General features: G+C 66.2%; 18 protein-coding genes. 9 read left to right on the top strand and 9 right to left on the bottom strand.

Translation table 11 applies throughout. The features are described 5' to 3' along the window. Positions 1-4 precede the first annotated feature (4 nt). The 4 genes from RUH65_RS02835 to RUH65_RS02820 form a co-directional block, all read right to left on the bottom strand. Positions 5-412, bottom strand: a complete 408-nt coding sequence (locus RUH65_RS02835) for a hypothetical protein (RefSeq protein WP_313815684.1) — start codon at positions 410-412, stop codon at positions 5-7. 217 nt (positions 413-629) lie between these two features. Continuing rightward, on the bottom strand, positions 630-1256 hold the full coding sequence (gene rpsD / locus RUH65_RS02830) for a 30S ribosomal protein S4 (RefSeq protein ID WP_313815683.1): 627 nt from the start codon (positions 1254-1256) through the stop codon (positions 630-632). 298 nt (positions 1257-1554) lie between these two features. Further along, entirely contained in the window at positions 1555-2070 is a 516-nt protein-coding gene (locus RUH65_RS02825) for a general stress protein (RefSeq protein ID WP_313815682.1), read from the bottom strand. Positions 2071-2165: 95 nt separating this feature from the next. Then, a complete protein-coding gene (locus RUH65_RS02820; RefSeq protein ID WP_313815681.1) occupies positions 2166-3704 on the bottom strand; it encodes a replication-associated recombination protein A in 1539 nt (512 codons plus the stop codon). Between the two features lie 72 nt (positions 3705-3776). Here RUH65_RS02820 and dtd point away from each other — a divergent pair, with 72 nt between their 5' ends. Further along, entirely contained in the window at positions 3777-4280 is a 504-nt protein-coding gene (gene dtd / locus RUH65_RS02815) for a D-aminoacyl-tRNA deacylase (RefSeq protein WP_313815680.1), read from the top strand. On the opposite strand, the gene RUH65_RS02810 is transcribed toward dtd, so the two are convergent. Both RUH65_RS02810 and aspS read right to left on the bottom strand, forming a co-directional pair. Beyond that, positions 4277-4489 (bottom strand): hypothetical protein, encoded by a 213-nt coding sequence (locus tag RUH65_RS02810; RefSeq protein ID WP_313815679.1) that lies wholly within the window; start codon positions 4487-4489, stop codon positions 4277-4279. The genes dtd and RUH65_RS02810 overlap by 4 nt on opposite strands. A gap of 1 nt (position 4490) precedes the next feature. Then, positions 4491-6341, bottom strand: a complete 1851-nt coding sequence (aspS, locus tag RUH65_RS02805; protein WP_313815678.1) for an aspartate--tRNA ligase — start codon at positions 6339-6341, stop codon at positions 4491-4493. A gap of 109 nt (positions 6342-6450) precedes the next feature. Here aspS and RUH65_RS02800 point away from each other — a divergent pair, with 109 nt between their 5' ends. From RUH65_RS02800 to RUH65_RS02780, 5 genes are all read left to right on the top strand, one after another. Then, entirely contained in the window at positions 6451-7737 is a 1287-nt protein-coding gene (locus RUH65_RS02800; protein ID WP_313815677.1) for an APC family permease, read from the top strand. 325 nt (positions 7738-8062) lie between these two features. After that, positions 8063-11548 (top strand): DUF4020 domain-containing protein, encoded by a 3486-nt coding sequence (locus RUH65_RS02795; RefSeq protein WP_313815676.1) that lies wholly within the window; start codon positions 8063-8065, stop codon positions 11546-11548. 284 nt (positions 11549-11832) lie between these two features. Continuing rightward, the gene (locus RUH65_RS02790) at positions 11833-12402 is read left to right on the top strand and encodes a hypothetical protein (protein ID WP_313815675.1); all 570 of its coding nucleotides are present in this window, start codon (positions 11833-11835) and stop codon (positions 12400-12402) included. A 308-nt stretch (positions 12403-12710) separates the two neighbouring features. Then, on the top strand, positions 12711-13088 hold the full coding sequence (locus RUH65_RS02785) for a hypothetical protein (protein ID WP_313815674.1): 378 nt from the start codon (positions 12711-12713) through the stop codon (positions 13086-13088). Positions 13089-13250: 162 nt separating this feature from the next. Then, entirely contained in the window at positions 13251-13601 is a 351-nt protein-coding gene (locus RUH65_RS02780) for a hypothetical protein (RefSeq protein WP_313815673.1), read from the top strand. A 208-nt stretch (positions 13602-13809) separates the two neighbouring features. Here the strand turns inward: RUH65_RS02780 and RUH65_RS02775 are convergent, their stop codons facing one another. Beyond that, on the bottom strand, positions 13810-14775 hold the full coding sequence (locus RUH65_RS02775) for an IS481 family transposase (protein ID WP_313815672.1): 966 nt from the start codon (positions 14773-14775) through the stop codon (positions 13810-13812). 199 nt (positions 14776-14974) lie between these two features. Here RUH65_RS02775 and RUH65_RS02770 point away from each other — a divergent pair, with 199 nt between their 5' ends. Next, the gene (locus tag RUH65_RS02770; protein WP_313815671.1) at positions 14975-15523 is read left to right on the top strand and encodes a GNAT family protein; all 549 of its coding nucleotides are present in this window, start codon (positions 14975-14977) and stop codon (positions 15521-15523) included. 151 nt (positions 15524-15674) lie between these two features. On the opposite strand, the gene RUH65_RS02765 is transcribed toward RUH65_RS02770, so the two are convergent. Continuing rightward, the gene (locus RUH65_RS02765; RefSeq protein ID WP_313815670.1) at positions 15675-16301 is read right to left on the bottom strand and encodes a hypothetical protein; all 627 of its coding nucleotides are present in this window, start codon (positions 16299-16301) and stop codon (positions 15675-15677) included. Between the two features lie 153 nt (positions 16302-16454). Beyond that, positions 16455-16661, bottom strand: a complete 207-nt coding sequence (locus RUH65_RS02760) for a hypothetical protein (protein WP_313815669.1) — start codon at positions 16659-16661, stop codon at positions 16455-16457. A gap of 321 nt (positions 16662-16982) precedes the next feature. On the opposite strand from RUH65_RS02760, the gene RUH65_RS02755 reads away from it, so the two are divergent. Continuing rightward, the gene (locus RUH65_RS02755; protein ID WP_313815668.1) at positions 16983-17378 is read left to right on the top strand and encodes a hypothetical protein; all 396 of its coding nucleotides are present in this window, start codon (positions 16983-16985) and stop codon (positions 17376-17378) included. A gap of 853 nt (positions 17379-18231) precedes the next feature. Then, positions 18232-18957 carry a hypothetical protein gene (locus RUH65_RS02750; RefSeq protein ID WP_313815667.1) on the top strand — a complete coding sequence of 242 codons (726 nt, stop codon included), beginning with the start codon at positions 18232-18234 and terminating at the stop codon, positions 18955-18957. Positions 18958-19147 lie beyond the last annotated feature (190 nt).

The following is a 19147-nucleotide window of genomic DNA, read 5'->3' as shown; positions in this document are numbered from 1 at the left end:
TGCTCTACGACTGCTTTCGGGGATCGGTGGGACGGGCGGTGGGCCTCTCCGCGGGGGCCTCGGTGGCGGACCCCGTGATGGTGGTGTGTGCGGCATCCGGGACGTCCGTGGCGGCTGCAGCGTCTGCGCCCCGGGACTGTCCCTGCTGCGGGGCCGGGTCGGCCAAGGACGATGCCATCGTCTTCCAGGCCGGGACCTCCTCGCGCAGCTGATAGGCGAAGGAACGGGCGCTGGCGGCCAGGGCGGTGGCCGCGGCCTGACCGGCGTTGCGCCCGATGTTCTCCGGGTTCAGCGTGTGGCGGATCGTCTCCTCCGCCCGCACGGCTGCGGCGTCACGTCCCTTGCTGAACACGGTGTGTCCGAGCCAGCCGACCGCTGCCCCCACTCCCACCAGCATTACGCGCTTGATCACGGGATTTCCTTTCGCTTCAGTGCCTGGTCCACCCTACCGGGGCCGCGGCCCCGGCGTGGAACATCAGCGCCCGACGCCGGCCCCGGCGTCCCCAGGCTGGGTTCCGGGACCGCTGTCCATCCTGAGCGCTTTAAGGCCCTTAAAGCCGAAACCCGGCGTCCCCTGGAGGGGACGCCGGGTTCTCAGGCAGTTTCCGCCGCAGCAGATCCGGAAGGGATCAGCGTGCGTAGTACTCGACCACGAGCTGCTCTTCACAGGTCACGGGGACCTCGGAGCGCTTCGGGCGGCGGGACAGCTTGGCCTGCAGCTTGTCGATCTCGACATCCAGGTACCCCGGGACGGCCGGCAGGACATCCTGGTGGGCGCCGGTGGCGGAGATCTGGAAGGGGACCATCTTCTCCGAACGCTCGTGCACGTGGATCAGCTGGCCCTCCTTCACGCGGAAGGACGGGCGGTCCACGCGGGCGCCGTCCACCACGATGTGGCGGTGCACGACCATCTGGCGGGCCTGCTGGATGGTGCGGGCGAAGCCGGCGCGCAGCACGAGGGCGTCCAGACGCATCTCGAGCAGCTCGACCAGGTTCTCACCGGTCAGGCCCGAGGTGCGCTTGGCCTCTTCGAAGTAGCGGCGCATCTGCGCCTCGCGGATGTTGTACTGGGCGCGCAGACGCTGTTTTTCCTTCAGGCGCACCGAGTAGTCGGAGTCAGCCTTGCGACGGGCACGGCCATGCTGGCCGGGGCCGTACGGACGGCGCTCCATGTACTTCTCGGCCTTGGGGGTCAGGGCAATGCCGAGTGCGCGCGAGTGGCGCACGGTGCGGCGGGTACGGAGGTTGGAAGCCACGAGGGACCTTTCTTGTCAGGCGGCACGATTCTGGTTTGTCTCCGGTCCTGACACGAGGCGGGGGCTCCCGCGGTGTGACAAGGGTGGACCGGAACCTGGCCTCCCGTGCGTCCTTCGGGAGAGCTGAGGGGCATGCCGCTGCCCGTCATTGCTACAGCGCCGCAGGACCCGGACGGGGCCTCCGCACCTCTCCGGCGCAGGCCGGAACGGGACAGGGAGAACTGGCGGCGCTTGCCAGACAGCAGACGAGTCTACCAGTTCTGCCCCGTTCCCCAGACCGCCGGGCCCGGCTCGGCGACTAGGCCTGGGGGCCCGGTTCCGGCAGGGGCTGCCCGTTGGCGACCTGTGCGGCCTGGTTGATGTGGGAGGCCTCCACGAGCACATCGTAGGACTCGGCCTCCATGACCTGGACGGAGGAGAAGTCCCGGCGGCCTCGGGTGGCCGCATGGCCGAGCGCTCCGAAGATCGCACCCCACACCGCGCCGAAGCCCAGGGTCATCAGCAGGATCATGATCCAGCCGGCGGCCGGGGCCAGGATGAGGAAGAGCAGGCCGATCATCAGGCCGAACCACAGGCCGGTCAACGCACCCTGGAGGGCGGCCCGGCCCGTGGTCAGCCGGCCGGTGATCTGTTCCACGGAGCGCAGGCCGGTCCCGACGATCCTGGTCTTCTCCACGGGGAAACCGCCGTCGGAGAGACGGTCCACCAGCTCCTGGGCCTGTTCGTAGGCGGCCACCGACTTGAGAATCCGGTAGTCGACCTCGGCGGTGTTCGGTACGAGCCGGCTGGCCGGGTTGTTCGCGGGAGTGGACATGGTGGATACTCCGATCTCCGCGGCCGGTGGCCCCTTCACATGGGCTGAGGCCGAACCGCGGTGCTGGCGGGTACGGACACCTCCAGCTTAGAGGCCTACGTGCTGGAATCACTCTGGTCGGAGGCCGGTGGCGCCGGTGGAGCCGGTGGTGCCGGGGGTGGAGTGCCCCGGATGATCGACCGCAGGTGCTGCACCCTCTCCCCCAGGTTCCGTTCCACGCCGTTCTGTTTGGGGCGGTAGTAGTCCTTGCCGCGCAGCGGATCCGGCAGGTACTGCTGCCGGGCCACCGAATGCGGGGCGTCATGGGAGTAGATGTACCCCTTGCCGTGACCCAGACCGGCCGCCCCCGGGTAGTGGGCGTCCCGCAGGTGGGGCGGCACCTCCCCGGACAGCCCGGCGCGGACGTCCGCCACGGCCTCGTTGATGGCGGCGTAGGAGGCATTGGACTTAGGTGCGGTGGCGAGGTGCACCGTGGCCTCCGCCAGGACCAGCCGTCCCTCCGGCATGCCGATGAGCTGGACCGCTTGGGCCGCCGCGACGGCGGTCTGCAGGGCGGTCGGATCGGCCATCCCGATATCCTCGGAGGCCGAGATGATCAGGCGCCGGGAGATGAACCTCGGGTCCTCCCCCGCCTCCAGCATCCGTGCCAGGTAGTGGAGAGAGGCATCGACGTCTGAACCGCGGATCGACTTGATGAACGCGCTGATGACGTCATAGTGCTGGTCGCCGGCCTTGTCATAGCGCAGCACCGCGCGGTCCATGGCCTGGGCCGCGTCCTGGAGGCTGATCGAGGGCAGTTCGGGACGGTCCCCGGACTCGTCGGACCCATCGGGCTCGTCTCCCTTGCCGCGGCCGGCTGCCTCCCACCGGTCCAGGGCCACGCCGGCGCTGGCCTCCAGGGTGGTCAGCCCCCGGCGGGCATCGCCCTGGGCCATGCGCACCAGGTACTCGCGGGCCTCGTCCTCCAGCACCACGGTGCCGTTGAGCCCCCTCTCGTCAACCACCGCACGGTCCAGCACGCCGCCGATGTCCGCGTCCGTGAGCGGCTTGAGGGTGAGCATGATGGACCGGGACAGCAGCGGTGCCACCACGGAGAAGGACGGGTTCTCGGTGGTAGCGGCCACCAGCACCACCCACCGGTTCTCCACCCCGGGCAGCAGGGCGTCCTGCTGGGCCTTGTTGAACCGGTGGATCTCGTCCAGGAACAGCACCGTGGTCCGGCCGTAGAGGTCCCGGTCGTTCAGCGCCTGGTCCATGACCGCCCGCACGTCCTTGACGCCGGCGTTGATGGCGGACAGCTCCACGAACTTGCGGCCCGGACCGCGGGCGATCACGGTCGCCAAGGTGGTCTTGCCGGTGCCGGGCGGCCCGTAGAGGATCAGCGACGACGGCCCGGCACCGCGGCCGCCCCGGCCACCGGCCGCGCCCTCCGCCAGCTTGCGCAGCGGTGAACCCACGTGGAGCAGGTGCTGCTGGCCGACGACCTCGTCGACGGTGCGCGGGCGCATGCGCACGGCCAAGGGGGCACTGGGGCGGTCCCGGCCGCCCGAGGAGGCGCCGTCGTCGTGCGTGGCATCCGCCTCCGCGTCACCGTCGTGATCCCCGCCGCCGAGCACACTGAACAAATCACTCACCGGCCCAGCCTAGCCGCCGCTCCGGACGGGCTAGATCGCCCGGGGCGGGCAGAATGCGGGGAGAATGGAGCCATGAGAGCTGTGCTGCAGAGGGCCACGTCCGCGTCCGTGAGCGTCGATGGCCGGGTGACCGGGCGCCTGGACTCCCCCGGGCTCGTGGTGCTGCTGGGGGTCTCCGTCCAGGACACCGAGGCGGAGGCCGTGCAGCTGGCCGAGAAGGTGGCCCACCTACGCATCCTCGACGGCGAGGACTCCGTCGTCGGGGCCGGCGCCGCCGCCCTCGTGGTCAGCCAATTCACCCTGTACGGGGACGTCCGGAAGGGACGCCGGCCCTCCTGGACGCGGTCCGCGAAGGGCGATCAGGCGGAGCCGCTGTACGAGCGGTTCATCACCACGCTGGAGGGCCTCGGCGTGCCCGTGGAACGCGGGGTGTTCGGGGCCATGATGGACGTGGCCCTGGTCAACTCGGGCCCCTTCACCGTGTGGGTGGACACGGAGGACCTGGCGGGGCCGCGAAGGAGCAACCCGCCCGGCGGCCACCCGCCGCCCTCACCCGAGGACCGTCCTGACCGTTAGCGCTGGCGCGAGGCCCAGAGGCGCAGCACGACGAACTGCGCCGCCATGCCGCCGGCCAGGGCGATGCCCCAGCGCAGCAGCATCGGCCACTGAGTGGACTGGTCGATCAGCACGTTGAGCGCGAACGTGACGATCAGGACCGGCAGCAGCCGCACCGCCGTCGGCGGGATATTGTCCCGGCGCTGATCCTGACCGCCCTCGGGCGCCATGTCAGGCCACCGTGGTGTCGGGTGAGTCCTGAGCGGCCGTGGTCTCCTGCTCGAGGGCGGCCGCCTTCGGCTCCGGGGTGGCGTCCACCCCGGCCTCCTTGCGCTGCTGGCCCGTGATCGGAGCCGGGGCGGCAGTGAGGGGGTCATAGCCGTTGCCGGTCTTCGGGAAGGCGATGACGTCCCGGATGGACTCGGTGCCGGCCAGCAGGGCGACGATGCGGTCCCAACCGAAGGCGATGCCGCCGTGCGGCGGGGCGCCGTACTTGAAGCCCTCCAGGAGGAAGCCGAACTTGGACTGCGCGGACTCCTCGTCCAGTCCCATGAGCTTGAACACCCGCTCCTGGACCTCGCCCTGGTGGATACGGATCGAGCCGCCGCCCACCTCGTTGCCGTTGACCACGATGTCGTAGGCGTAGGACAGGGCGTTGGCCGGATCCGTGTCGAAGGTGTCCATGAACTCGGGCTTCGGCGAGGTGAACGCGTGGTGCACCGCGGTCCAGGCACCGGAGCCCACGGCGACGTCACCGGAGGCCACGGCCTCCGCGGCGGGCTCGAACATGGGGGCGTCCACGACCCACACGAACGCCCAGTCGGCCTCGGCGGCGGGCACGTCCGGGCCGGCGTCCTTGATGAGGCCGACGCGGTGGCCGATCTCCACGCGGGCGGCGCCGAGAATGGCACGGGAGGGGCTGGTCTCGCCGGCGGCGAAGAAGATGCAGTCCCCCGGGTTGGCACCGGTGGCGGCGGCCAGGCCGGCCTTCTCCTCCTCGGAGATGTTCTTGGACACCGGGCCGGTCAGCGAGCCGTCCTCCTGGACGAGGACGTACGCCAGGCCGCGGGCCCCGCGCTGCTTGGCCCACTCCTGCCAGGCGTCCAGGGTGCGGCGAGGCTGGGAGGCGCCGCCGGGCATGACCACGGCACCCACATACGGCGCCTTGAACACGCGGAACGGGGTGTCCGCGAAGTACTCGGTGAGGTCCGTCAGCTCGAGGCCGAAGCGCAGGTCCGGCTTGTCCGAACCGTACTTCTCCATCGCCTCGCGGTAGGTCATGCGCCGGATCGGGGTCGGCACGTCCACGCCGACCAGCGACCAGACGGATTCCACGATCTTCTCGCCGAGGGCGATCACGTCGTCCTGCTCCACGAAGGAGGCCTCGATGTCCAGCTGCGTGAACTCCGGCTGACGATCGGCGCGGAAGTCCTCGTCCCGGTAGCAGCGGGCGATCTGGAAGTATTTCTCGATGCCGCCGACCTGCAACAGCTGCTTGAACAGCTGCGGGGACTGGGGCAGGGCGTACCAGGAGCCGGGCGCGAGGCGGGCCGGGACCAGGAAGTCGCGGGCGCCCTCGGGGGTGGAGCGGGTCAGGGTGGGGGTCTCGACCTCGATGAACCCCTCCTCGTGCAGCAGGTTCCGGGCGGTGCGGTTAACCTCGGAGCGCAGGCGCATGATGCGGGCCGGCTCCGGGCGGCGCAGGTCCAGGTAGCGGTGGCGCAGGCGGGCCTCCTCGCCGACCTCCACGTGCTCGTCGATCTGGAACGGCAGCGGTGCGGCGGCGTTGAGCACGGTCACGGTGTCCGCGATGAGCTCGATCTCGCCGGAGGGCAGAGCCGGGTTCTCATTGCCCTCGGGGCGGCGCTCCACCGTGCCGGTGACCTGCAGGACGAACTCGTTGCGCAGCGGAGCGAAGTCCTTCTCGTCCCGCACCACGATCTGGGCGAAGCCGGAGGCGTCGCGCAGATCCACGAAGGCCACCCCACCGTGGTCACGGCGGCGGGCCACCCATCCGGTCACGGTGACGGTCTGTCCGATGAGCGAGGCGTTGAGTTCGCCCAGCTGGTGGGTGCGCAGCACTTCAGGTCCTTCCGGTCCCGGTTCACCGGGAGGTTTTCTTGGCGTGGTAATGACATACAGGTCCGGCACTGCCAGGACATTTCCCGGTTGATTCTAGTAGGTGGAGCGCATGGGCGATCACGCAGGTCTGCAACGACGCCTGGGGTTGCCCGGGTCCGTGGTCATCGGCATCGGCTCCATGGTCGGCGCCGGGGTGTTCTCCGCTCTCGGGCTGGCCGCGGCGCGGGCCGGTGGCCTGTTGATGGCCGCCCTGTTGGTGGCCGGGGTGACGGCCTGGCTCAACGCCATCTCCACGGCTCAGTTGGCCGCCGTGCACCCGACCTCCGGCGGGGCCTACACCTTCGGCCGGCGGCAACTCGGCGAGTGGGCCGGTTTCCTGGCCGGCTGGGGCTTCGTCACCGGCAAGTCCGCGTCCATCGCGGCCATGGCCTACACCGCCGCCCTGTACATCGTGCCGGTCGCCGGGTCTTCCGGCACGGAGTGGACCGCACGCTGGGTGGCGATCGCCGCCGTCGTGCTCCTGACCGGCGTGAACCTGCTCGGCATCACCCGGACAGTCCAGGCCACCGTGGTCATCCTGGTGCCGGTGGTCCTGGTCCTCGCCCTGGTCATCGTGGCGGGTCTGGCCTCCGGGCCCGACGCCGGCTCCCCGGCTCCCCCGGTCGGTTCGGCTGCGCCGGTGGAGCCGTCGGTCCTCGGGGTGCTGCAGGCCTCGGGACTGCTGTTCTTCGCCTTCGCCGGCTACGCCCGGATCGCGACGATGGGTGAGGAGGTCCGCGATCCCCGCCGGACGATCCCCCGCGCGGTGCTGGGAGCCCTCGCGTTCACGCTGGTGCTCTACGTGCTGTTGGCCTGGAGCCTGACCCGCGTGCTGGGTCCAGGCGGGCTGGCGGCGTCGGAGGCACCGGTCCGGGATGCCGTGGGCGTGCTCTTCGGGCCGGATTGGCTCTGGCTCGCCGTGGCCGGAGCCGTCCTCGCCAGCCTGGGTTCCCTGCTCAACCTCGTGGCCGGGGTCTCCCGCACGGGGCTGGCCATGGCGCGCGAGGGCGACCTGCCGCGGCCTCTGGCACGGGTGTCCGCCCGCACCTCGGTCCCGTGGGTAGCGCAGCTGGCGGCCGCAGCGGTGGTGATCGTCCTGCTGCTGACAGCGGACGTGCTGACCGTCGTGGGCTTCTCCTCCTTCGGCGTGCTGGTCTACTACGCCGTGTCCAACCTGGCGGCCTTCACCCTGACCGAGCGCGTGGTGCGTTCACCCCGCTGGCTGAACCTCACCGGCGCCGTGCTCTGCCTGGTTCTGGCCTTCACCCTGCCGGCGATGTCCGTGGTCATCATGCTCGCGGTATTCGCCGTGGGACTGCTCGGCCGCCTGGTGGTCCGGCGCGAGCGGTCCTGGTGAGTTGGGCGGGTGGCGGAGTGCGCTGGGGACTTTTGTGCGTGTCAGAAGACGCCCGCGTACCGGACATATCTCCGGACGGGTCTTACGGGACTCTCTCAAGGCGTTCTCCCGTTCGTGCAGGTCAGCGTTGGGCTTGTTCGGTGGGGGTTCGGCATACGGAGCATTCTTGCCCGGGCGATTGAAGACCCCGGCCAGTTTCCACCCAGACCGACGCGCAGAAAAACTCAGTGCGATTGCTCCCCGAGCCGGTTTGAGTGCCTCCCGACATGGTTCGGGTAGGTCGCCCGCGAGTGGATCTGTCGATGTATCCCCCGATACTGGTCATGTGTGGATAAAGAACGTTGACGTTGCCGCTGAGTTGGTCGCTGCCGCACGAACCGGCAATCTGGTGTTCTTTGTCGGAGCGGGCGCTTCTCGCGACGAGCCGGCCGGACTGCCCGACTTTCGCTCCCTTATCAAGGAAATCGGGAGTGTGGTTGGTAGCCCCCCTAGTGCCGAAGAGGTACAACACCCCGACGTATATCTCGGGCGCCTGGCCGACAAGGGGATTGATGTTCATCGCTTAGTTGCGAACGCCATCAACAAGACCGAATCTGAGCCGAACGCCCTCCACAAGGCGATCGTGAGATTGGCCAGTGTGCACCCGTCACCGCGTATTGTCACGACGAACTACGACGTCCACCTCACCACGGCGGCTGTTGCTGAGGGACTGTCACTTCCCGTGTACGGAGCGCCAGCCCTTCCCGTCGGTGACGACTTCCAGGGAATCGTCCATCTTCACGGCTCGCTCGAGCAGGAGCCACGTCGACTCGTAGTGACGGACAAGGACTTTGGTCGGGCATATTTGCTCGAGGCCTGGGCGGCACGCTTCTTGGAGCGGATGTTCTCTGCCTTCACCGTCCTCTTCATCGGATACAGCCACGGCGACGTCGTCATGCAGTACCTGGCACGGTCGCTTGGGCCGTCCGGCAAGAGGTTCGTGTGCACGAGTGATGGGAACGACCCGGCTTGGCGACAGTACGGACTGACGCCCATCACCTACGAAGTGGTTGACGATAGTCACGCAGCTTTGCCAACGTTCATGGCCCGCTGGGCTGAATTATCGTCGATGGGCCAGACGCAGCACCGTGCGCTGATTGCCGACCTGGTCGCTGCGGGCCCCCCAACGATCCCCGAGGAGGTCTCCTACCTCGATGAGGTGCTCGAGCATCCGGAGCGAATCCGGTACTTTGTGGAGACGGCATGGGGCCGGGACTGGTTCGTGTGGGTCGCGGAGCGGCCGGCCTTTCAATCGCTGTTCGACAGCGACACGTCGGGAACGGATGACGCACGGACCCTCATGTCGTGGGTCGCTGACACCGGCATGCTCGACGCGTCCACGTCGCCGCTCGCGTTGCAGGCGATGGCGGACAGTCCCTGGCCCCCGGACACGCGGCGGACCCTCGTGCACCGTCTCTTGGGTTACGACGGTGAGATGCCCTCCTGGCTGTCGCCGTGGCTTCTCCTCGCTGTTCAGAACGCCCCCGGTTCCCGAGACGACCTGCTCGACATGCTCCTTGCGGAAGCCGACTGGCGGGGCAACGTAGGCCTCGCCATCACGCTGTTCGAGGATCGCACGCGGCCAGTTCTCAAACCGGCGATCAGCTTCGATCCCGAAAGCGCCCGCTTCGAGGTCGACCTACCCGGGGACGAGTATTGGCTATCCGAAGCATGGTCCAAGGTCTTCGTCCCAGCGCTCGACAAGCATCTCGCGCCGATCACGGCGTCGGTGGATCAACAGATAGCCCGCGTATACCGCGCGCTGCATGGTCTCGGTTCCGAATTCGACCCCGTCAGCTTCCGTCGGTCGGCCGTCGAGCCGCACGAGCAGGACTCCTTTTCGGAGCCGATTGATGTGCTCATCAGTGCCGCACGAGACTGCATCGAGTACGCCCTCGTCCACGATATGCAAGTTGCCGATCGCAACATCGACTCGTGGGCGACCCGCCGTGAGGCCATTTTTCGTCGTTTGGCCGTTCACGCTTGGCGGGTAAGGGCCGATCGGACACCCGATGAGAAGCTCCGCTGGCTCGAAACGCAGAACTGGCTGTGGGAAATTCCCCTGCAGCACGAGGTCTACCTCCTTCTGCAGGACGCCCTCCCCACGGCAAGTGATGAGACGGTGCAGGCATTGCTAGATGCCGCAAAGGCCGGCCCCCCGACCGATGGCGACGATGAGATCTCGCCCTACCGCTCTTACAACCTTCTTGCGTGGCTGGCCCGTTCGGCACCGGCCCGGCCCGTCGTCACCCAGGCATTCGAAGACTCCCAGTCCACGCATCCCGACTTCGCACCCCGGGCGCATCCAGACCTGAACAGCTACATGACCTCAGGTTTTGTCGAGGATGCATTGCCGTACTCGGCCGACGAGTTGCACGCCCGAATTGCCCAAGGGCCCGGAGCTGCGATGGCGGCGCTTCGTGACTTACAGCCCGACTCCTTCGCCTTGACAGGACCGGCCCGGACGGGGGCGTTGCGGTCGCTACAGGCATGCGTGTCCGCCTACCCCGGCGACGGACTGACGCTGGCGACCGCGCTGCAACCCGGCGACGGAGATCTTCGAAACGCGATCATCCACGGGTGGGATACCGCGGACCTCGATGGGCAGGAGTTGGGCAGCGTGCTCGCCGCCATCGACAGTTGGGACCGCAACGAGATCCGACGTGCTGCCGCCAAAATGCTCGCCAATGGCGGCACCCAGACGAACCCGACCCCATGGCACCGCTACCCGCGGGCCCGGGAAACCGCCCGAGATCTTTGGCCGACCGAGCCGGTACTGGGCGCCATCAACGATGACGGAGATCTCGTCATGGAAGCCATCAATCATCCCGCCGGAGACCTCGCCCAGTTCTGGTCCAAGGCTGTGCAATGGGAGTGGACTCAGGCTGGCGACACGTGGGACGGCCTCACGGACGAACTAGCCAGCGAGCTGAACCGGATGTTCTCCGCTGACGACCGCAACGGTCTCCTCGCAAGCACCTTTCTCGCGTCGCAACTGCACTTCTACTTTGTCGCCGACCAAGAATGGGCCACCTCCCACCTGATTTCACTCTTCGACTGGCGCGGTGACGAGGACCGAGCTCGTGGGGCGTGGCAGGCGTTCCTGACATGGGGCCGCCCCCATGACGGACTACTCGCCGCGGGACTCCTCGACGCCTATGTGGAGACATGTCGTCACACGGATGCGCTCGGATCACGGATCTCTGCCCGGCTCAGCACCCAGCTTGCGTCGATAGCAGCGCACGCCGGCCATGATCCGCTGGCATGGCTCCCACGCTTCGTGCTTGCCGCACCCGAGGAACTGCGCGTGTCGTGGGCGAACCAAATTGGCCGTCTCCTCGAGAAACTCGCTCCGGACGAAGCAGGCAGGCAATGGGATCGGTGGATCAACGACTATTGGTCAGGTCGCGTCCAATCGACACCATTGCCACTCACGAGCGCCGAAGCATCAGCGATGGCACCCTGGCTCATCGGCCTCCCCACCGCGCGCGAACAGGTGGTCACCCTTCTCGTACAGACCCCCGCCGGACTGCCTCAAAATGGGGGGTTCATGCGTCGCGTCCGCGATCTTGACCTCACCCCCGATGCGGCAACCTGGGCGACTGCCATCACACATCTGCTTCGAAACACCACCGGATCAAACTGGAACCTCGGCCACAACCTCAAGGCCATCGTGGAGCAACTTCGAGCAGCGAGCCCAGTGCCGGACCTTTCCGAGTTGACCGACGAAGCGTTGAGACTCGGTGTAACAGATGCGGCGGCGGAATGGTAAACCAGGATCTGCGGCATCACTCCCTGACTGGTCCGCCGCGAAATTCGGGTACGGGTAAGCGTTGGACACGTCTTCCCGCCGCGAGTGACTGTGAAGGAGAACGCCGATCCAGACGCCGTGTCCCGAGCCGCCGCGTCATGCACCGTGGCCGTTAGGGGATCCCTATTCGGACGCCTCCAGTGAGTGACAGCGTTGAACGCGAGTCCACCTTCCAGTAGATGACGGTCCACAGTTGAGAGCAGAGGTCCTGTTTCACTCGGGCAGTTTCGCCCTACAGTGTGGCAATGACCCAGCACGGGGTGCCTGCAGGCGAAGTCGAGGACAGCCCGGTCAACAAGGGCCTCTGGGAACGACTGCTCGATTCGGGGTGGATACCGCTCCTTGGCGTGCCGGTGGGAGTCCTGGCCATCCTGATAAGTCAGAACACCCTCACCGGGGCGATCATCGGCGGCACCCTGACCCTCGCCCTAACGGTGATCCTCCTATGGGCGCGAAACAAGCAGCGCCGCCAGCGGTTGACGCTCGTGGCCGCCCGGGACCGCAGCTTCGAGTGTTTGGTCCGGCATCCCGACGCGTCCCAGGATTCCCTCAATCACCGTTGGGCGTACGGGATCTCCACGTTGAAGGCGGGCACACTCACGTTCCAGCCGCTAGCTGGCCCGGACGGCCTGCCGATAGGCCGCTCCTCGGTCTTCACCGATCTTGCCAATCTCGGGCAGCGCGAGATCCCGGCATCGCAGCGTCGCGGGGCGAACCGATCCTGGCAGTGCATCGCGTTGAGCACCGACCACGGAGTCATCGAGCTCTTATGTCCGGCTGAGGCAGGGTCAGTCCTGGCAGGCGTGGCCCCATGATCGCGGCAATGAAGGATCTCGATGAAGATCGGCCATGCCCATAGATCTAGAAGCGACCTGCCCTAACGGTCGAGCCCGTTTCAGAAGGCCCCTGCGATTTCCAACGTTTCGGCAGACGTCGAACATCCAAGCTCACTGACGTTGTGCCACTTGAGGATCCTCAACCGGGTGGACGTTCACGGTAGGGGAGTTCTGCAAGAAGTCCTCCGCTTCCCTCTGCAAGTCATGTACAAGGCGGGCGGGTCAGGGAGAGCAGTCGGTGGGACGCGGGCTGGCAGAATCGGCGCATGACGTGGAGCCCTCCTGAGATGCCCGAGCCCGAAGAGGTTCCACACCCCTGCTTGGGCTCGTATCGTCGTCGAGCCGGACGCATCACAGACCCCGCCGGGTCTTCCGGCCTGATCTATGTCGATGTGGACGTGGCCTGCACCCAGGTAGGGGGCCACCTGTGGTGGCGCCGCTGGTCGGAACCGTGCGAAGTCGTCATGCTCTATATGCGCTTCCCCGAAGGGCTCTTTCAGGAGGCCTGGATGGAGGGTGAAGACTTAAACGCTGAAATCGGCACGTGGCAGCGTGGCGAATTCCTTGGTCATCCGTACCGAGACGATGAGCCAACGCGGTATCAACTGGAATGGCTCAACGACGAGGAGACGGCCCGTGCGCGCACCGAATTCGTCGGTGACTGACATCCCCTTTCAGCTTCCGGGCAAGAGGGTTTCGTGTCCTTGACTACCGTCCTTGGACTAGTCCTGACTGTGGCCTTATTAATGGGGGTGGTGATCCATGCCCGGTCCGAACGCCCTGGCATCTCAAGCGGGACATTCCCTCGATCCCGACTATGGGAGGGCATGGCCTGGGTGCTGGTGTTCGACCCCGTGGTGATCTTCATAGGATTCTGTTCATACGCGGGTGGCCAGGAATTGGTGCAGTCCGGTCTGGTCGGCGTGACCGCGTGGGGTGTGCTGTGGCCGCTGGCCGTGGAAGCGGCTTCTTGCGGGCACCCGTACCGGATGGCCCGACTGCTGCGGCTGTACTCGGAGTATCGATTGACGCTGCCGTTCACGGCTGAGCATCAGGTCTACCGGCGGAAGATGGGTCCGCTGCGTCCGACAGAGTGGAAACTCCTTGCGCTCGTGCTGCCCGTTATTCTTGCCGGAGTGATCCTGACCAGCTTGTTCTCCGGGGCCGCCTTCACGTAGCAACCCCAGGTGGAACCTCAGCAAGTGCCAGCCCACGGGTTCACGAAGGGCGTCGACACCGTGTCAGTTGAGGATCGTCACACGGGAACGGGCCGGTCGTAGTGGTCCGCGACCGCCCGGCGCAGACTCGTCACCCTAGAACGTTCGTCTTACAGAACACTTCCGCGACGGGTGCGCATTTGGTTGTGGCTCTAGGTGTACCCGGCCATCACGTTGGTGACAGTCGGCTGATCGGGGGCTTGCCGCCGAGTGCGCTGTGGTTTCGTTCAGTGTTGTAGTGCTCCAGCCAGGGGGCAAGGGCGGCCTGGCGCTCGGTGTTGGAGGTGAACACCTGGCGGTAGGCCCACTCGCCGGCCAGGGTGCGGTTGTAGCGCTCCACCTTGCCGTTCTGCCATGGGCAGTGCGGTTTGATGAACTTCTGGCCGATGCCGTGGGCGGCGCAGACCTCGCGCAGCGACCACCGGTAGGCCCAGGCGTTGTCGGTCATCAGCCGCTCGATGCGCCCGATGCCGTGAGCGGCGAAGTACTCGATGGCCCGGACCAGGAATCCGGCGCAGGTGGGGCCCTTCTCATCGGACAGCACCTCGGAGTAGGCCAGCCGGGAGTGGTCATCGACCATCGAGTGCACGTAGTCATAGCCGAGCCTTGTCGAGCGGTCCCGTCGCTGTGATCCGGCCTCGCGCCCGTGGGCGCGCCAGCCGCCGCCGTCCGGAATTCGGCCAAGTTTCTTGACGTCCATGTGCACCAGTTCCCCGGGCCGGGTCCTCTCGTAACGCACCGCGGTGGTCTTGGACGCCCGGATCACCTCACCGGTCATCGGGTCGCAGTCCCGCAGGTAGGGCATGTCGTGGCGGGCCAGGATGCGGGAGATCGTCCGGACTGGCACCCCGGTGACCGAGGCCAGCACGGCCGGTCCGGCCCGGCGCTGGGCCCGGGCCGCCGCCACCTTCGCCTCGGTGGCCGCGGAGGTCTTGGTCGGCATCATGTGCGGACGCGAGGACCGGTCGGCCAGTCCGGCCTCGCCCTCGGCGGCATACCGGCCGATCCACTTGTACACGCACTGGCGCGAGACGCCCATCGCCGCAGCGATATGCGGAGGTTTCCACCCGTCCTGGTGGCGGCGGATGATGAGGGCCCTGCCGTGGACGGTGAGGCGGGCATTACGGTGGGACACGGAGCCTCCTGTGTGCTGGTGCAGCCTTCGACAAGCCACACCTCACCGGGAGGCTCCCCTCACGTCAACCCACCCGAACCGTCACCAACCTCCTGGCCGGGCACATCTAGGTTGGTGAGCTCGTGGGCGTTCGTCTGTCGATGTCTGGCGCTCATGGTTCGGGCCATGTCCGGTCGGTGGCGTCAGTAAGCTCTGACGCATGTCCATTTCCTTCACACGGCTCGATCCCACCGGGGAAGATCATGACGCCCTCATAGAGTTCATGACCCGGAACGAATTTCCGTTCCATGTGCGCGCTCGTCCGAGTGTCGAAGACGTCGAGGGCAAGATCAGCGAAGGCGCATATCGAAACGAGGACAACGACTCATTCTGGATTGATCACGGCCAGCTAGGACGTATCGGCTTCTTTCGACTCGAGGACTTGAGTGAGGACAGCCCGGTATTCGACCTCCGACTGGACACCCCGTTTCGGGGCCGAGGCCTCGGGTCACCGATACTCCACGAAGCAACCAAGTACGTGTTCAGCGCCATGCCGAGCATCAATCGATTCGAGGGGCAGACCCGCGAGGACAACACTGCCATGCGCATGACCTTCGTACGCTGTGGCTGGCTCAAGGAAGCACACTACCGCGAAGGCTGGCCGGTAGAGGGCGGCTCTCCGCTCGCCTCGGTCGCTTACAGCATCATCCGGCGTGACTGGGAAACCGGGCGAACGACGACGTTCGTCTGGAATGATCTAGCCGTCTGAGTTATCGCCGGCCAAGGTCCAAGGCGTAGGGGCGCTGTGCCTTCGGTTGGGGATCCCCGATCGGAACGCGTGGGTCTCTTCTGCCAAGCTCACATTGTCCGTATCGGAAGTGGTTCCCTATTCGGACATCGCACTGGTGCGAGTGTTTCCCTCAGTCGCCTGCGCTTCGCGGCAGGACGTCCCGGCCAGCTCTGACCGATGCGCTGTCGAGGCGAGGGTCGTTTCTCAGTTGTCGAAAGAGGGGCATCTCCGCGGCGACGATCAGCGAATCTGGATACAGTCGACTGCCCCAGGCGAGACGGCCGTCCGCGTCCCAAGCGAAGTCCGGGGCTCTTCGACCAGGGCGCACATCGCCTGGGCCTAGATCCGCCTCGAAGTAGTCCTCGCCGAGCACACGCGTAGGCGAGGCGGTGTGCGGGGTCTCGCCCGCATATCCCAACCACCGCAAACAGCGGAGCTCTACATCGCCAATAACGTCGCGTAGTGCGTTGGCGGTCGTCTCGTCCAGCTCGCCCATGCAGGAAACCAGATCACCAACGGAAGAATTTGTAGTTGCGAGCTGCTCCACAGCCTCGAACCAGTCCAGCGATGCAGGCTGGTCCTCTACCGAAACGTACTGCGACCATCGCACGATGTCATGGCCCTCGCGGAAGCCGGCGTCGCGAAACGGGAGGTAAATTCGCAGCATCGGCAACCCTCGGTGCGTTTCCGGAATGACATCTCGAGCCAATCTTGCGTGACCAATTTCCGCAAGCTCCACGCCCTGACCTTCCTTCATCCATTCAGCATAGATAAGAACGATGGTCGGACATCCATCCCCGAACGGCAACGGCACAGTAGATGGCCTGAGCCGCCCTGCGATTCACATGCCAGGACCCAAGCCGGTTTACCAGGTCGTGAGTGGCCGACTCGAATGAGGCTGACGCCGGGCCTACTCGAACCGGCGGTGGACGATCTCGCCGATCAACTCGGCCAGCTCATCGTCCCCGTCGGGGAGGTCCACCAACTCCACGCCGCGCCCGTCGGGCGTCACCCTGGAGGGCAGCTCGAGGAGCTTGTAGACCTCGTGCGTGCGCTTGATGCGCTCGGTGTCCGGCAGGTACCGCTTGCGGGTTACCGGGAGCTGATCGATGTCCATGCCGGAAGTCTCCCAGATGGGAACCTCCAAGGCTGCCCACAAGGGGATCCCCTAAAGCGAGGTGAGGCCAAGTTTCGCCCGGTGGCCCAAACACACGAGTCCAAATCGGAGCGGCGGCGGTAGGCTCCGACCATGGGGGACGCTCAACATACTTTGACGCATCATCGACGCCCGCTGAGAACAGCGACTACGGTTCGGGCGATGGATGCCTGGCATGCGTGTCTGTTGTTGGCCTGTTCCGCGGTCGGGTGCCTGGCAGGAGTCCTGGCGCCAACATTGTGGATCGATTGGACTGGGTTGCCCTGGGCAGGGGCTGTGGTCATGTCCTGCCTGCTGGTGCCGTTGGCCGGCTCGGTGAGTCTGGCCGGGCTGACTGGACAACTCGGATCCGGCCTAATGCTCCTGGTCGGCGCCGTCGGGGTGAGCGTGACCCTGCTGGCGCTCACCTGGCTCGCTGTGGGTCCCAGTGCCTTGGTCGGCTTGTGGCTGCTCGGGGCTGGACTGTTGTCTTGGCCGGACCGACGATCCCGCAGGGCGGTGGTGTGGTCGGGATCAGTCGTGCTGATCGCCGGCCTGGGGCAGCTGCTCATGTGGTGGATATTGCCGTGGGCCCCGGAGGTCGGTGCGGTCGTCCTGAACGTCATGATTGTCGGATTCCTGACGTGGCAGGCCGTGCGCCGGGCGCCAGCGCCGAACCGGCAAATCACCATGGCATGACCCGACGGCTCCGCACTGTAATGAAATGAGCAGTAGCCGAGCTGAGGTGTCAGTTTCCGACACAGCCTGCAATAACCTCAGCAATTTTCTGCCCCGAACGTCAGTGTTCCGCGGTGGGATGGTCTACCGATGTGGTTTGAAGACGGCACCCGTTAGCGGCGCAACGGCGAACCACTCGGAGCCTTCTCCGCCGGGGGCGCTTACAGCCTCAGCAAATCTCTCGCGTTCCGCGTTCAGAGCCGCCGCAAGCTCTCCGAAGGCAGCAGCTGCCCGAGGATTCAGGGCAGGGCGTTTCCCACGGAAGCTGCGCGGCGGTACGTCTGGCTCGTAGGAGCGGAACTGCACTTCATAGCCGTCACCCAGTTCGTCGGCCACCCGCCCGGCCAGACGGTTGCCTGCTGCGGTGAATTGGCGGGCCAGTTCTGCTGACTTCCAGTCCTCATCGGGGCGTCAGCGAGTCATAGTAGGACCGTTCCCAAGCCTCTAACTCGCGGACCAGCCCGTCAGTGAGGCCGGAGATTCCATACGGTATGGGCTCACCGAACCACAGAACGGTATCGGCGTAGTCCGGGAACATCCGCACCATCTGAGGCTGGCCCTCACGGTCGTTCATACTGCGACGCTACTACGGGGGGCGCACACAAGCCCTGCTTTAAGGTGATCCGGACGGAACGTCACCGGCCGTCCCGTAAGCCGAACGACTCACGGCACCTGTTCGAAGTGCCCGCCGAAGGCCATATGTGCGACGACCCCGCCCGCAAGGGGATCCCCTTCCGTGCGCCCGGGCAACACGTCTAGCGAGTATGTGGACTGGCGTCAGGACGATGTCCGGCGCCAGTGGCATGCTCGAGACGTGGATGTTCCAGAATTACTGATCGGTGGCCTCTTGGGCGTGCTCCTCGGCGCATTCGTGCGACCTCTTTCAGCGCGTCTTGAACGCCTCGCCAGGTCCGTCTGGCGAGAAAGCCCCCTCTTGGTCCACGTTGAGCAAGATCCGGCGATCATCTGGGTGGGAACTCCCGACTGGGTTCCGTTCTCTGTGTACTTCCGAGAGGTGCTTCACCTGCCCCCGCCCCCGGATGATCGAACTGAGTGGCTGGCATGGGCTAAGCGGCAAGGAGGCAAGGACGTCTTTGTCACCCAACTGTCTGTCACGATGCAGGCAAAGACAGACGTCGCGGTGGTCGTTGAGGGCGTTCGAGCCAAGAGCCGAACACGGCCGGTGACCGAGGGGTACGTGGTTACTCGACCAACGGGCGGGGCTGGCTTGAGTCCCCGGCATTTCAGTGTGGACCTCGATTGGGGTCCAGATCCGGTTGTCACCTTCTATGGTGACGGTGGTGAGCCCGCCCCAGTACCTACCATGCGTATTGCTGCGGGTGACATTGAGCGATTCCAGATCTGGGCCGAGGCAAGCCAGGGATGGCACGACTGGTCTCTCGAACTGTTGCTGCTGGTCGAGGGACGACGAATGACGGTCCCCATTAACAACAACGGCGCGCCATTCACCACGGTCGGACAAGAAGGTCTTACCCACTTGTCCACCGGTCCCAGCGCCGATGAGCCTTGGCCGACGTAAAGCTCGGAATTCGGCTTCCGGGGTGGCAGGCCATTGCTACTGGCCTACTTCGTATCCCCAGGAAGTGGGTGAGACCTGCAAGCGAAGAGTCGAAGTTTCTCCGTTCTGCCGCTTCGTGCCTCCTTCGAGCACTTTGAACGACACGCTGCCATCATGAGTAGTTTCTGTTGTGACGGAGAGTTCAACCTCC

Source organism: Citricoccus sp. (assembly GCF_032154715.1).
Taxonomy (GTDB): domain Bacteria; phylum Actinomycetota; class Actinomycetes; order Actinomycetales; family Micrococcaceae; genus Citricoccus.
Note: the sequence above shows the minus strand (reverse complement) of the source record. Positions and strands in the feature narration are given on the sequence as shown.